This is a genomic window from Streptomyces sp. NPDC053426 (assembly GCF_055585405.1).
The window spans coordinates 70,562-84,225 of sequence record NZ_JBVJKE010000011.1 but is presented as its reverse complement, the minus strand read 5'-3'; the positions used below and the strand labels follow the sequence as shown (position 1 = coordinate 84,225).

At 72.0% G+C, this 13,664-nt stretch carries 15 protein-coding genes, 1 other RNA gene and 1 pseudogene; 10 read left to right on the top strand and 7 right to left on the bottom strand.

The annotated features are described in order from the left end of the window. Position 1 precedes the first annotated feature (1 nt). Positions 2-1,513: a bifunctional RNase H/acid phosphatase gene (locus ACZ62B_RS22695; RefSeq protein WP_469691860.1), complete on the top strand. Its 1,512-nt coding sequence runs from the start codon at positions 2-4 to the stop codon at positions 1,511-1,513. Here the strand turns inward: ACZ62B_RS22695 and eda are convergent. Genes eda through ACZ62B_RS22675 form a run of 4 tightly spaced genes read right to left on the bottom strand, consistent with a single transcriptional unit; the run spans position 1,488 to position 4,241 of the window. Next, the gene (gene eda, locus ACZ62B_RS22690; protein WP_344564915.1) at positions 1,488-2,147 is read right to left on the bottom strand and encodes a bifunctional 4-hydroxy-2-oxoglutarate aldolase/2-dehydro-3-deoxy-phosphogluconate aldolase; all 660 of its coding nucleotides are present in this window, start codon (positions 2,145-2,147) and stop codon (positions 1,488-1,490) included. The two genes, ACZ62B_RS22695 and eda, sit on opposite strands and share 26 nt — an antisense overlap. A 57-nt stretch (positions 2,148-2,204) precedes the next feature. Beyond that, on the bottom strand, positions 2,205-2,987 hold the full coding sequence (gene yaaA / locus ACZ62B_RS22685; protein ID WP_468724318.1) for a peroxide stress protein YaaA: 783 nt from the start codon (positions 2,985-2,987) through the stop codon (positions 2,205-2,207). A 26-nt stretch (positions 2,988-3,013) separates the two neighbouring features. After that, positions 3,014-3,667 (bottom strand): TetR/AcrR family transcriptional regulator, encoded by a 654-nt coding sequence (locus ACZ62B_RS22680; RefSeq protein ID WP_344564919.1) that lies wholly within the window; start codon positions 3,665-3,667, stop codon positions 3,014-3,016. Between the two features lie 28 nt (positions 3,668-3,695). Next, entirely contained in the window at positions 3,696-4,241 is a 546-nt protein-coding gene (locus ACZ62B_RS22675; RefSeq protein WP_469691984.1) for a hypothetical protein, read from the bottom strand. A 254-nt stretch (positions 4,242-4,495) separates the two neighbouring features. Here ACZ62B_RS22675 and ACZ62B_RS22670 point away from each other — a divergent pair, with 254 nt between their 5' ends. From ACZ62B_RS22670 to rnpB, 4 genes and pseudogenes are all read left to right on the top strand, one after another. Continuing rightward, a complete protein-coding gene (locus ACZ62B_RS22670) occupies positions 4,496-5,065 on the top strand; it encodes a Uma2 family endonuclease (protein ID WP_344565082.1) in 570 nt (189 codons plus the stop codon). Between the two features lie 23 nt (positions 5,066-5,088). Then, positions 5,089-5,949: an AraC family transcriptional regulator gene (locus ACZ62B_RS22665; protein ID WP_344564921.1), complete on the top strand. Its 861-nt coding sequence runs from the start codon at positions 5,089-5,091 to the stop codon at positions 5,947-5,949. After that, positions 5,946-6,725, top strand: a pseudogene (locus tag ACZ62B_RS22660) (DMT family transporter); the annotation flags it as partial. The gene ACZ62B_RS22665 and the pseudogene ACZ62B_RS22660, both read left to right, overlap by 4 nt. A gap of 115 nt (positions 6,726-6,840) precedes the next feature. Continuing rightward, an RNA gene (rnpB, locus tag ACZ62B_RS22655) (RNase P RNA component class A) lies at positions 6,841-7,248 on the top strand. A gap of 236 nt (positions 7,249-7,484) precedes the next feature. On the opposite strand, the gene ACZ62B_RS22650 is transcribed toward rnpB, so the two are convergent. After that, a complete protein-coding gene (locus ACZ62B_RS22650; protein WP_382053733.1) occupies positions 7,485-7,784 on the bottom strand; it encodes a hypothetical protein in 300 nt (99 codons plus the stop codon). A gap of 270 nt (positions 7,785-8,054) precedes the next feature. Here ACZ62B_RS22650 and ACZ62B_RS22645 point away from each other — a divergent pair, with 270 nt between their 5' ends. The 3 genes from ACZ62B_RS22645 (at position 8,055) to ACZ62B_RS22635 (ending at position 10,429) form a co-directional block, all read left to right on the top strand. Next, positions 8,055-8,756 (top strand): TetR/AcrR family transcriptional regulator, encoded by a 702-nt coding sequence (locus ACZ62B_RS22645; RefSeq protein WP_344564925.1) that lies wholly within the window; start codon positions 8,055-8,057, stop codon positions 8,754-8,756. 74 nt (positions 8,757-8,830) lie between these two features. Continuing rightward, on the top strand, positions 8,831-9,763 hold the full coding sequence (locus tag ACZ62B_RS22640; protein WP_344564927.1) for an MBL fold metallo-hydrolase: 933 nt from the start codon (positions 8,831-8,833) through the stop codon (positions 9,761-9,763). 495 nt (positions 9,764-10,258) lie between these two features. Then, a complete protein-coding gene (locus ACZ62B_RS22635; protein WP_344564929.1) occupies positions 10,259-10,429 on the top strand; it encodes a hypothetical protein in 171 nt (56 codons plus the stop codon). Between the two features lie 33 nt (positions 10,430-10,462). On the opposite strand, the gene ACZ62B_RS22630 is transcribed toward ACZ62B_RS22635, so the two are convergent. Next, positions 10,463-11,230 carry an IclR family transcriptional regulator gene (locus ACZ62B_RS22630; RefSeq protein ID WP_344564931.1) on the bottom strand — a complete coding sequence of 256 codons (768 nt, stop codon included), beginning with the start codon at positions 11,228-11,230 and terminating at the stop codon, positions 10,463-10,465. Positions 11,231-11,386: 156 nt separating this feature from the next. Between ACZ62B_RS22630 and ACZ62B_RS22625 the strand changes: the two genes are divergently transcribed. Beyond that, positions 11,387-12,316 carry an alpha/beta fold hydrolase gene (locus tag ACZ62B_RS22625; protein ID WP_469691856.1) on the top strand — a complete coding sequence of 310 codons (930 nt, stop codon included), beginning with the start codon at positions 11,387-11,389 and terminating at the stop codon, positions 12,314-12,316. A 106-nt stretch (positions 12,317-12,422) separates the two neighbouring features. On the opposite strand, the gene ACZ62B_RS22620 is transcribed toward ACZ62B_RS22625, so the two are convergent. Further along, entirely contained in the window at positions 12,423-12,563 is a 141-nt protein-coding gene (locus ACZ62B_RS22620; RefSeq protein WP_469691854.1) for a DUF6461 domain-containing protein, read from the bottom strand. 254 nt (positions 12,564-12,817) lie between these two features. On the opposite strand from ACZ62B_RS22620, the gene ACZ62B_RS22615 reads away from it, so the two are divergent. After that, a complete protein-coding gene (locus tag ACZ62B_RS22615; protein ID WP_468724304.1) occupies positions 12,818-13,429 on the top strand; it encodes a TetR/AcrR family transcriptional regulator in 612 nt (203 codons plus the stop codon). Positions 13,430-13,664 lie beyond the last annotated feature (235 nt).

Here is a 13,664-nt window from a genome sequence, read left to right as displayed (position 1 = left end):
GATGCGGGAGTTCATCGTCGAGGCGGACGGCGGGTCGCGGGGCAACCCGGGGCCCGCGGGCTACGGGGCCGTGGTGGGTGACGCGGCGACGGGGGAGACCCTGGTGGAGGCGGCCGAGTACCTCGGTGTCGCCACGAACAACGTCGCCGAGTACCGGGGGCTGCTGGCCGGCCTGCGCGCCGCCCACGAACTGGACCCGGAGGCGCGGGTCCACGTCCGGATGGACTCCAAGCTCGTCATCGAGCAGATGACGGGCCGCTGGAAGATCAAGCACCCGGCGATGAAGCCGCTCGCGGCGGAGGCGGCGCGGGTCTTCCCGCCGGAGCGGGTCACCTACGAGTGGATCCCGCGCGCCCAGAACAAACACGCCGACCGCCTGGCCAACGAGGCGATGGACGCGGGCAAACGGGGCGAGGCGTGGTCGGCGGCGACCTCCCGCGCCGCCCTCGACATCCCCCGACCCGAACCATCGGGCCCGCCGGGCGACGCGGCAGCGGGCGCGGCCCGCGCCCGGGCGGCACTGGCACCGGCACCCGGCACCTCCACCACCGACGCGCGGCCCGCGGAGGCGGCCCCCGCGTCCGGCGAGACCGCCGGGCCCGAAGCCGCGTCCGCCGGCGCCACCGCTTCCGGATCCGACGGCGTGAGAGCCGACGCGGAGGTACGGGCCGCGCGGGCGATCGGAACCGGCACCGCGCCCGCCTCCGGCGCGACCGGAACCGGCACCGCGCCCGAGGCCGCCACCGTCACCGAGGCCACCGGTGCCGCCTCCGGGGCGACCGGGACCGGCACCGCGCCCGAGGCCGCCGCCGGTGGCAAGGCCGACGCCGACCTCCGCGCCGCGCGGGCCGTCGCCACGCCCAGCGCCGGGTGGGCGCCCGCCGATCTGGGGCCGCCCGCGACCTTCGTGCTGCTGCGGCACGGGGAGACCCCGCTGACCCCGCAGAAGCGTTTCTCGGGGAGTGGCGGCAGTGATCCCTCCCTCTCCGGCGTCGGCCGGGAGCAGGCCGAGAAGGTCGCCGAGTTCCTCGCCCGGCGCGGGACCGTCCAGGCGGTCGTCGCCTCGCCCCTCGCCCGCACGCGTGAGACCGCCGGCATCGTCGCCGCCCGTCTCGGGCTCGACGTGGCCGTGGAGGACGGGCTGCGCGAGACGGACTTCGGCGCGTGGGAGGGCCTCACCTTCGGCGAGGTCCGCGAACGCCACCCCGACGACCTGAACGCCTGGCTGTCCTCCCCGGACGCCGAACCCACCGGCGGCGGCGAGAGCTTCGCGGCCACCGCCGCCCGGGTCGCCGCCACCCGCGACCGGCTGACCGCCGAGTACCGCGGCCGTACGGTCCTGCTCGTCACCCACGTGACACCGATCAAGACCTTCGTACGCCTCGCCCTGGGCGCCCCGCCCGAGGCCCTGTTCCGCATGGAACTCTCGGCGGCCTCGCTCTCCGCCGTGGCGTACTACGCCGACGGCAACGCCAGCGTCCGCCTGTTCAACGACACGTCCCACCTGCGCTGAGCCCCGCCGCCGCCCGCGCCAGCGCCTCGACCCGCCCCCAGTCCCGGGCGGCCACCGCGTCCGCCGGAAGCATCCAGCTCCCGCCCACGCACCCCACGTTGGGCAGCGCGAGATACTCCGGCGCGGAATCGGGACCGATGCCCCCGGTCGGGCAGAAGCGGGCCTGCGGAAGCGGACCGGCGAGCGACCTCAGGTACGCCGTGCCGCCCGCCGCCCGCGCCGGGAAGAACTTCATCTCCCGCACCCCCCGCTCGAGGAGCGCCACCACTTCGGAAGCGGTGGACACCCCCGGCAGGAACGGCACCCCGGACGCCCGCATGGCATCGAGGAGTACGTCCGTCCACCCCGGGCTGACCAGGAACCGCGCCCCGGCCGCCACCGCCTCGTCCACCTGTTCCGGCGTGATCACCGTCCCGGCGCCGACCACGGCGTCCGGCACCTCGCCGGCGATCGCCCGGATCGCGTCGGGCGCGGCGGGCGTCCGCAGGGTCACCTCGATCGCGGGCAGGCCCCCGGCCACCAGCGCCCGCGCCAGCGGTACGGCGTCGGCGGCGTCCTCGACGACGACGACGGGCACGACGGGGGCGAGATCCAGCACGGAGGGGGAATCCGGGGAGGGCAGGGGAGAGCGCATGACGTCATCCTGCCCGCCCCGGTGCGTACCGCGCAAAGCTCATTGCAGAGGATGCAATCAGTGCACCTCGTCCACCAGCACGTCCAGCGCCCACGCCGTCCCCGCCCTGGCCGGCGCCGTCGCCTCCACCTCGTACCGGAGGTCCCGCAGTGCCTCCACCAGCCCGGCGGGGTCCTTCGGCGCGGCCCCGGCGGTCAGCAGGCTCCGTACGATCCGCCCCTTGGTCGCCTTGTTGAAGTGGCTGACCACCTTCCGCGTCGGCGCGTGCAGCACCCGTACGGTCGCCGTCCGCGCCGCCACCTCGCCCTTCGGCCTCCAGGCCGCCGCGTACGCCGCCGACCGCAGGTCCAGCACCAGCCCGTTCCCGGCCGCCTCGGGCAGCACCTGGGCCATCGGCGCACGCCAGTGCCCGCTCAGCGCGCCGAGACCGGGCAGCTTCACGCCCATCGAGAGGCGGTAGGAGGGAATCCGGTCGGTGACCCGCACCGCGCCCCACAGCCCGGAGAAGACCAGCAGCGACGCCGCCGCCCGCCGCTTCGCCGCCGCGTCCAGGGACGCCAGGTCCAGGGCGTCGTACAGCACCCCGGTGTAGATCTCCCCGGCGGGCCGCGCCCCGGCGGTCCGCAGCCGCGCGTTCTTCGCGACCTCGCCCCGCAGCCCCTCGCTCAGCCCGAGCACCTCGCGCGCCTTGTCCTCGTCGCCGGTGCACAGGTCCACCAGCTCGGCCAGGGCGGACTCCCGCGCGGCGGCCAGCCCCGGCAGCGACAGCGACTCGGGCTTCAGCGGGGCACCGCGGCCGGAAGCGGCCTTTCCCTCGGACGGCGGCAGCAGGACAAGCACACGTACTCCTTCGATCGAGCTCGAAGTCAGCGTACGGCGTGTGCCAGCCGGTCCAGTTCGGCGCCGTAGAGGACGGCCGGGTCGAAGCCCATCCCGGTGAAGTGCCCCGCCAGCTCCAGGGAGAGCACCCCGTGCAGCCGGGTCCAGAAGGACAGCGCGCGGCGCAGGGCGGCGGGGTCCGCGGGGTGGTCGCCCGCCCACTCCCGGTGCCCGGCGAGATGGTCGTCCAGGCCGGTGGTGTCCGCCGGGTCCTCGACGGACCGGGCGGCGTCGAGGATGACCGTCATGATCTCGCGGGCGATCGTGGTGACGTCCTCGGGGGCGTGGTAGCCGGGGACCGGCGTGCCGTAGACGAGGAAGTAGCGCTGCGGGTCGTCGAGCGCCCACGCGCGCAGCGCGCACCCCAGCCCGTCGAGGTCCGCGCCGGACGCGGCGGCGGCGCGGAAGGCGTCGGCGAGCCCGCGGTAGGCGTCCCGGATCAGCTCGGTGATCAGCTCGTCGCGGCCGGCGAAGTACCGGTACAGGGCGGGCCCGCTCATCCCCATCCGCTTGGCGATGGCGTTCAGCGACAGCCCCGGCGCGCCCGCCGTGGCGATCTGCTCCCAGGCCCGCTCCTTGATCTCCGCGCGCACCTGGCTGCGGTACCGCTCGCGAGGCGTCTCCTTGCCCTTGCCCACCACGTTCCGTGTCCCTCCGGCAGCCGTCCGGTTAGACGCTATCACCGAGGAGAGTGGGTGCAGCGAGCGCGCGTACGAGCCCGTCGGGGTCGTCCGCGTGGAAGCGGACCACACGGATCTCGCGGGGACGCCCGAAGAAGGTGACGTGGGTGACCGGCTCGGCGAGCTCGACCGTGACGGTCGTCTGCGAACCGACGGCGAGATCGAGTTCCCCCTCCGCCGCCTCGTGCGTCATCCGCAGCTCACGCCGGACCGAGGCGATCCGCCCGACCGGTATCCGCAGATCGACGTGGACGGCCCGGCGCACCCGCAGCACGCCGTCACCCACCACATGAGGCCGTACGACGGACGCGGCGTGCAGCGCGACGACGAAGACGACGGTGTACACGTCCAGGAAGAGCACCACCGCGTGCACCGTCGGCCAGTCGCCCAGCAGCACGGACAGCGCCACCGTCTCGACCACGCACACGAACGCGAACCCGTACATCACGGCCGCCTGCCCGCGCGCGTACCCGAACGCCGTCCCGCCGCCGACACCGTGCCTGCGCCGGGCCACCCACAGCCAGAGGCTCATCATGAGCCGCAGCTCGTGCCGGGCCAGTGCCCACGCCACCCGCACGCCCCTCACGACCGCCCCTCCGTGACGATCCGCAGCATGCGGCGGAACGCCTCCGCCTGGCGCAGCGACAGGGTCCAGCGGACGCTGTGGCGCCTGCCGAGGCCCTCGATCCTGTGCCACGATCGAGGGAACGGTTCCCGATCTCATGGACAGGTGATCATCCGATGTCCCAGTCTGGCGGGCGACAGAAGGAGGGGCGTGACATGACTGCCATGGCCCATGAGCCGCTCTCGCAGGCGGACGTCCTGCTGGAGGGCTTTCTCGCCCTGGAGACCCCGGAGGGTTTCCGGGCCGAGCTGATCGAGGGGGAGATCGTTGTGACGCCGCCGCCGGACGGGGATCACGAGGACTACATCGGGCTGATCGTGACGCAGGTGGTCAGAAAGTCCCGCACGGACATGCAGTTCTCCGGGAACAAAGGCCTGAAGCTGAAGGGCGGCGGAGCCTGTCCGAAGAACCACGCCATCCCGGACGGTACCTTCGCTCCCACGGCTCTGCGCCTCTATCGGGGAGCCGACTCCTGGATGCCCTGTGACGGCGTCGCCATGGTGGTGGAGGTGACATCCAGCAAGCCTCAGGCGGACCGAGAGGCCAAGCGACGCTGCTACGCCCGCGGCGGCATCCCCCTCTACCTCCTCGTCGACCGCGAAGCCTCCGCGATCACGCTGTTCAGCGACCCGGAGAAGGACGAGTACCGCGAGCGGTGCACCCGCCCCTTCGGCAAACCGATCACCCTCCCCGTCCCCTTCGGATTCGACCTGGACACCGCCGACTTCCTCTGATCCCCTGTGGGCGGGGGTGCGAGGTGACGGACGTACGGGAACAGGCACGCTGGACCAGGGCGCGGCTCGGGCGGTGCGGTCCTCCCCTCGACCTGCTCACCGCCCGCTTCAGCCGGCACGAGTACGCCCCCCACGCCCACGACGAGTTCACGGTCGGCGTCACCGTCGGCGGCCTGGAGGCCATCGCCTACCGGGGCGGGCGCATCGTGTCAGGACCGGGCTCGATCGTCGTCCTCGAACCCGGCGAGATGCACACCGGCGGCCCCGCCGCCCCCGACGGCTACTCCTACCGCGCCCTCTACGCGGCCCCCGCCCTCCTCACCGACGGCACCCTCGGCGGCAGCGGCCTCCCGCACTTCCGCGAACCCGTCCTCGACGACCCCGAACTGGCCGCCGCCCTGCGCCGCGCCCACACGGACGTGAGCTCCTGCCCGGACCCCCTGGAGGCGGAGTCCCGTATCCCCTGGCTGCTCACCGCCCTCGCCCGCCGCCACTCCACCGCCCGCGCGGACGACACGGCGGTCCCCGGCGCCGGCACCGTCGCCCACGCCGTCCGCGACCGCCTCGCCGACGAACTGCTCGCCCCGCCCTCCCTCGCCGCACTCGCCGCCGACCTCGGCCTCTCCCGCTACCAGCTCCTGCGCGCCTTCCGTACGACGATGGGGGTGCCCCCGTACGCCTGGCTCGCCCAGTACCGGGTGACCAGGGCCCGCGCCCTCCTGGACGCCGGAGCGCGCCCCGCCGAGGTGGCCGGTCTCGTCGGCTTCGCCGACCAGGCCCATCTGACCCGCTGGTTCCGCCGCGTCCTCGGGGTGACCCCGGCGGCGTACCGCAACAGCGTTCAAGACAGCGCCCGCCGGCCCGGCCGACACTCACCTTCATGACTGCACGCGGCTGGGCCCTGTTCTCCCTGATGGGAGTGGTCTGGGGCATCCCCTATCTGATGATCAAAGTAGCGGTGGACGAGGTGTCCCCGTCGACGGTGGTGTTCGTACGCTGCGCCCTCGGCGCCGCCCTCCTGCTCCCCTTCGCCCTGCGCCAACCGGGCCTGGTCGGGAACGTACGGACGTACTGGAAACCGATGCTGGCGTTCGCGGTCATCGAGATCATCGGCCCCTGGTACACCCTGACCGACGCCGAACGTCATCTGTCCAGCTCCACGGCGGGTCTGCTGATCGCGGGCGTGCCGATCGCCGGGATCCTGCTGTCCCGCTTCTTCGGCGCCGCGGAGTCGCTGGGCGCCCGCCGGATCACGGGCCTCGCGCTCGGCCTCGGCGGCGTGGGCGTCCTCACCGTCCCCCACCTGACCGGCGGCGACGCCCTCTCCCTGGCGGAGGTCCTGGTGACGGTCGTCGGCTACGCCACGGCCCCCCTGATCGCCGACCGCCACCTCAAGAACGTCCCGACGCTGCACCTCATCACGCCTTGCCTGGCCCTGGCCGCCCTGGTCTACGCCCCCGCGGCGGCCGCGACCCGCCCGGCGGCCCCGCCCTCGGCCGACACCCTCGCCGCCCTGGCCGCCCTCGGCGTCGTCTGCACGGCGGTGGCCTTCGTGGCCTTCCTGGAGCTGATCAAGGAGGCGGGCCCGATCCGCGCGTCGGTGATCACGTACGTCAACCCGGCGATCGCGGTGGCGGCCGGCGCGCTGTTCCTGGACGAGCCCCTGACGGGAGGCGTCCTCGCCGCCTTCGCCCTGATCCTCACCGGCTCGGTCCTGGCGACGGCCGCCGCACCGAAGCCCCGCCCGCGCCCGGTACCATGGTCGGCACGGCAGACGAGCCGGGCGGGCGGCCGCGTGGAGTCCCTCACGGGACTTCCCGAGGAACGTCCGGGCTCCACAGGGCAGGGTGGTGGCTAACGGCCACCCGGGGTGACCCGCGGGACAGTGCCACAGAAAACAGACCGCCGGGGGCCTTGGCCCCCGGTAAGGGTGAAACGGTGGTGTAAGAGACCACCAGCGCCTGGGGTGACTCAGGCGGCTAGGTAAACCCCACCCGGAGCAAGGTCAAGAGGAGACGCCTCTTCGGAGGTTTCTCTGCGCGGACGATCGAGGGCTGCCCGCCCGAGTCCGCGGGTAGACCGCACGAGGCCGGTGGCAACACCGGCCCTAGATGGATGGCCGTCGCCGGCGGGCCCGCGAGGACCCGCCGGAACAGAACCCGGCGTACAGCCCGACTCGTCTGTCTTTATGGCCCTGACCTGGGGGTTCACCCCGGGCAGGGCCATTTTTTGGTGGGAGGGGCTTCCCGCTTCTGCCTGCGGGTTCCCGGGAGTTCCCGCGTGATTGTGCGACGGTTGTGAAAGTGGGGGAGCGGCTGGCGGGACGTGACTTGGCTCGTTGGACGGGGTGCCGAGCGAGCGCTGCGCAGGTTCGAACCCCCGGGGAGATCCTCCCTCAGCACCTCCTTGACGATTTCGATCATGCGGGGCTCGTCGTCGACCACGAGAACCCGATAGATGGACACGCCCGTCGACGTCGCGCGATTCTCCTTCGCAGTCGGACCCGGAAGCCGGCTCCTCCGAGCGTGCCGGGGCTCAGCAGTCGCAGTGCACCGTCGTAGAGGTCCTTCACAACGCTGTCGGCGATACTCAGCCCGAGCCCGATGCCCTGGAGAACATCGCGCGCCTTGTCGCAGCCGGCCGTCTGCGGGTACCCGTCGCGGCGACCTTCCTCGTCGAGGACATCCGTGCGGCCGTCGAGCTCCAGGCGGTCCGGCACGTTCACGCAAGGTCGTGATCGGCCCTCGGCCTCGGTCCTGAGCGTACGTGCCGGACAGCGAGCCGGGATTCCCGCTGGCGCGGCCGGGCCTGGACACCTGCAGCAGAACTGACCGGTCCGCCTTATTGGACTGTACTGTAAAGTCTAATCTTCGACACAGGAAGGGCGGCCTTGCTGATCGAGCCAGACCGCCCATCGACGGCCGCGCCGGTGCCGCGGTGGCGTCCCCGGCCGGCCGCGAAATCAGCGTGTGGGTGGAGGCGAAACGGCGTGACCAAGCAGCCGAGCACGGACCTGTCGAGTCCGGATGAGGCGGGAGCACGGCAGAAGGAGAGCGGACGCCGGAGGTCCGCCTCCGACGCGAAGATTCTCGCGGCCGCGAAGGTTCTCTTCCTGGCCAACCGCTACGAAGGTGTCACTCTGGAGCGGATCGCCGAGCGCGCCGGAGTCTCGAGGCAGACCATCTACAACCGATTCGGTTCGAAGGAGACGGTCTTCCGGGAGATGACGCGCCACCACTGGTCGGCGTTCGCCGGGCCTGACCGGCGGCTCGTGGACTGCGACGCCGACCAGGCCGCCGAGGAGGTCCTTCGCTCCTTCGCACGGTCACTCCAGCGCTTCGCCACCGAAACGGACCAGATCCGTTTCGCCCGGCTGGTGGTGAGCGAGTCCGGGCGGTTGCCGTGGATCGCCGACGAGTTCTACCGGGTGGGCAAGGGGCCCGTCGTGGAAGAGTTCGCCGGCTGCCTCGACGCTCTGGTCCGCGCGGGCCGTCTGCGATGTGCGGACACGTACCTGGCGGCACGTCAGTTCATGGGTCTGGTCCAGGAGTTCCTCGTCTGGCCTCGGGTCATGGCTTTCGACGAGGAGACCGCCATCCAGCCCGCCGCGGAAGTGGTGATCGAGGAAGCCGTACTCAGCTTCCTGGCCCGCTACGCTCCCCCGTCCCACGGTCCGGCGCGGCCTGACTGAGCCGTACGCTCCATCGCACTCCGCACGCCCCCGCAACCGCATCCGAACCGTTCCGCGATTCCGGAGTACCCCGCATGCCCGCAGACACCATCTCCCTCGGCGATGTCACGATCACGCGCGTCGTTGAGTGGTCCGGTCCCATCCGTACCGCCCGCTTCATCATCCCGGACAGCGACGAGGAGACCTGGCGGGACAACCGGAAGTGGCTGGCCCCGGACTTCTGGACCCCCGCCGACGACGCCTACCACTGCCACATCCAGACCTGGGTCTTGCGCAGCGAGGGCAGGACCATCCTGGTGGACACCGGCGTCGGCAACGATCGAGAGCGCCCGCAGATCCCCCAGTTCGCCGGACTGTCGACCGGCTACCTTGCCCGTCTGCGTGAGGCCGGCGTCGCGCCCGAGGACGTCGACGTCGTGGTCAACACGCACATCCACTATGACCACGTCGGCTGGAACACCCAACTGCGTGACGCCGAGTGGGTGCCCACCTTCCCCAATGCCACCTACCTGATCCCGCACGCCGACAACCGCTACTTCGACCCGGACAATCCCAGCCGCAGCCGGGCCCCGCGCGACGACCACGAACGCCTCCGCTGGAAAGGCAGCGCACTCGTGTTCAACGACAGCATCGCCCCCATCCACCGCACCGGTCAGGCACTCCTGTGGGAAGACGCCCACCGCATCGACGGCAACCTGCTGCTGGAGGCAGCACCGGGCCACACCCCCGGTTCGTCCGTCCTTACCCTCCGCTCGGGCACCGACCGCGCCGTCTTCGTCGGGGACATGCTGCACAGCCCCGTCCAGGTCCTCGAACCCGGCTGGAACAGTTGCTTCTGCGACGACCTCCGGCTCGCGGCCAGAACCCGCCGCGCCTATCTTTCCCGAGCCGCCGAGACGCGGGAACTCGTCATCCCGGCCCATTGGCCCGGGCACGGAGCCGCCGAGGTCCGCGAGAACGGCGACGGCTTCGACATCACCGCGTGGGCCGCCTTCCCGCGCGGCTGACACGGACGAACGGCAATGGCCGAGTGCTCTGCTCGACCTCGCCCCTGCCTCAGGCGGACGTGTCCCCGGCTTCTTCGCGCGAACGCGGCGGCGCCCTCCCACGGGCGATTCCGGGGCCACCGGTGGAGCGGAGCAGCGGCTAGGGCGGTCAGCGTGCATGATCGGTTCCCGCGCGCGGTGGACCCACGGTGACAGCCCCACACGCGTGTGCCACGCGGCACCCTCTACCTGCTTCTTCGATGGTCATCGTGGGTTTCGTACTCCGCCGCCGTCCATGGTTGCGCAACGAGGTCCATGGCTGTTGCCATCGCTCCCCCGCCAGCAGGGGCATCGCCCTGCCTCATCACTCGGGATCACGGAGGCGGCAGCAATCCGGACAGCCTTCGCCGAGAACCCGGACATGGTCGTCCGGCGGAAGGGCGCCAGGGCGAAGGTCTCGCCCATCCTGCTCCGCCACTCGTGTGCGAAGACGCTGAAGGCGTTCGCGCCGCACACGTGGCGATCGCCGCCTACATCGGCCAAGGCGGCCACGACTCCCAGCCGCGGATGATCGCCGACGCCTACTGGCGGCTGCACACCGGACGCGCCGAAGCCGAACTGATCATCCAGGATCTGCCGGACGACTACCTGGACCGGGGACTGGCCGACAAGTTCGTCGAGCCCTGAGGCGCCGGTCTGCTGCCCGGCGCAGGCGTGGTTTCACAGCCCCGCGGCCCGGGAGATCGCCAGACTCGCCCTGCGCAGCGCCGTCACGGCCGCGGTACGGGGCCCGCCCTCATCGGGCGCGACCAACGACAACGCGCCCAGTGCGTCGCCGCGGCGGTTCAGGATCGGGGCGGCGACGGTCGACATGGCGGTGGGCCCGGAGCGCAGTGGGTTGGGCACCGTCATGGCGCAGACGCCGTCCGTGCGTACGGTGGCCAGGAGCCGGCGGACGCAGGCCGCGTCGTCCGCGCCGGCCAGCGCTTCCTTCCGTATGCGCCCGGGGGCGTGCGCCAGCAGGGCGATGCCGATGCCGGTCCCGATGAGGGGGAGGCGACCGCCGACCCGGTACTTGACCGCCGCCGCGCCCCGTGCGGACAGCCGCTCGACCAGAACGGCCTCGTCCCCGTCGCGCACGGCGAGGAGGATGTGCTGGCCGGTGACCCGGTGCAGGTCCTCCATGAACGGCAGCGCGGCGGCGCGCAGTCCGTGGCCGCGGGGTGCCAGCGAGGCGATCTCGAGCAGTTGCAGGCCGACGACGAAGTCGCCGTTGTCGAGGCGTTCGAGGGCTCCCACATCCGTCAACTGGGCCGCGATCCGGGACGTGGTGCTCTTCGGAAGGCCCGCCCGGGCCGCGAGCGTGTGGAGTGCCAGGCCCTCGCCCGCCTCGGTGAAGGCACCCAGGACCCGGAAGGCCCGCTCCAGGACCGGCTCACCGCGCAACGGCCTGCCCGAGCGCGGGACTTGTACCGGTGTTCCACTCATCGGAATCGTCGGTGCGCGTCGGCTGCCACGGTTCGAATAATAGCTCCGTGACGTGCCCACCCGGTGACGGCGGGCGTCGGCTCCGACCACCGGCGCCGGGCCGCGGGAAGCGCCGTCCGCCCGTAACGACGGGCAGCACAGACCGAGGAGACCACAATGGTGACCAGCCCCGCGCTGCGCGACGTCCACGTCCCGCACGCCTACCCCGAACAGCAGGTCGATCTCGGCGAGATCACCATGAACTACGCCGAGGCCGGTGACCCGGACCGGCCCGCCGTGCTGCTGATCCCCGAGCAGACGGGATCCTGGTGGTCGTACGAGGAGGCGATGGGCCTCCTCGCGGAGCACTTCCACGTCTACGCCGTCGACCTGCGGGGCCAGGGACGCAGCAGTTGGACCCCGAAGCGGTACAGCCTCGACAACTTCGGCAACGACCTGGTCCGGTTCATCGCCCTGGTGGTGAAGCGGCCCGTCGTCGTCGCGGGCAACTCCTCCGGCGGCGTCCTCGCGGCGTGGCTGTCGGCGTACTCCATGCCCGGTCAGCTCCGCGGCGTCCTGTGCGAGGACCCGCCGTTCTTCGCGTCCGAACTCGTCCCCGCACACGGTCACTCGGTCCGGCAGGGGGCGGGCCCGGTGTTCGAGCTGTTCCGCACGTATCTCGGCGACCAGTGGAGCGTGGGTGACTGGGAGGGGTTCTGCCGCGCGGCCGGCGCCTCGGCGTCGCCGATGGCACGGTCCTTCGTGGCCGACGCGATCCCGCAGCACCTGAAGGAGTACGACCCGGAATGGGCCCGGGCCTTCTACGAGGGAACCGTCGGGCTGAACTGCCCGCACGAGCGCATGCTGAGCCGGGTCAACACGCCGGTGCTCCTCACGCACCACCTGCGCGGCACCGACCTGGAGACCGGGAACCTGCTCGGGGCACTCTCCGACGAACAGGCCGTGCGGGCCCGGCGGTTGATGGAATCGGCAGGGGTGAAGGTCGACTACGAGTCGGTGCCGGACGCGTCACACATGATGCACCAGTCCGACCCGGCGCGGTACGCCGAGATCTTCACGCGGTGGGCGGCCACACTGGCCCCGTGACCGGGTGCCGCGCGGGCACGCGCGGTCGGGTCTCGATCGCCGGAGCTCCACGGCCGGCCTGCGGGCGGGTGCGCGTGACCGAGCGGGCCGCCGCTCTGCCGGGGCCTCAGGCCCGCAGCCAGGAAGTGGCGGGTCTCTTTGTCACCAACCCGCGGGTGAACTCCGCCGTCTCCAGGAGCCGACGTGTCAGCCGGACTCCGGTGACGTGGTGCGCCAAGGCGAACTTGGCTGCGGTGAGGCTCTTCACCTCGCCCTCGCATCATGACCAGAGGACTGTCTCCACCCGCCCTGACCTGCCCGAACGCAGCCTTGTGCAACACGCTTCAGAGGGTGTCACCGACCCGCCCGCCGGGCAGTGCCACCCGATGTGGTGGACACGGTCCCCTCCCCGGGGTGATGATTCGAGGACCATGGAAAAATAGTGTACGTTCGCGTTTTCTATGGGAGGGGTGGGCTCGGCTCGCAAGGGAGTTTCCCCGTCCGGTTCGGAGGAGTTGAGGCATGGCGGCTGCCAACGGCCGTTCCCCGGCGGGGGTCACGGGGACCCGTCGGCGCGGAAAGGTCCTGGAGAAGGCGATTCTCGACGCGACCATCGAGCAGCTGCGGACGGTCGGATACGTCGGCCTCACCATGGAAGGCGTCGCCGCGGAAGCGGGCACCGGCAAGGCCGCGCTGTATCGCCGATGGGCCAACCGGGACGAGCTGGTGACCGCCGCGCTCGCCGCCGTGCTGCCCGACCCCACCGCGATCGAGCTGAGCGGTGACGTCCGCGACGACCTCCTCGGGCTGCTGCGCTGCGTGCGTGACGCGATCGCCCTCACGCACGGCACCGTCTTCCAGATCGTACGGAGCGAGGCCGCGGAGGCCGCCGGCGGCATGATGCACGCCGTGGTCGGCGAACGGATCATGGATCCGTCCCAGGAACTGATCCTGGAGGTGCTGCGCAAGGGAGTCCGCGAGGGGACGCTCCGGCCCGGCGCCGCGTCGCCGGTCGTCGCGACGGTGGGCTCCGCGATGCTCGTCCACCACGTCGTGCACGAGGGTCCGACCGTGCCCGACGACTACCTCTTCTCCATCGTGGACGACATCCTCGTACCGCTCACCGCCCCGTAGCCCCTCGATCGCACATCGTTCCTCAAGCGTTCCTCCGGGCTCCTCACGCAATTTCGCAGGTACGCAAGTTCCAGTCCCGCGCCTCCTCGGCGCCGGTGTGCGGATCGACGTCTTTAGTGAGCACGGTGGTCGCTGCGGATCACCGGCGGCAGCAGCGCCCGCGTCCCGGGGGAGCGGGGCGCCCAGCAGCCGCGAATCGATGCCGTCGAGCGCCGCCGGCGCTGTCGTGCCGGGC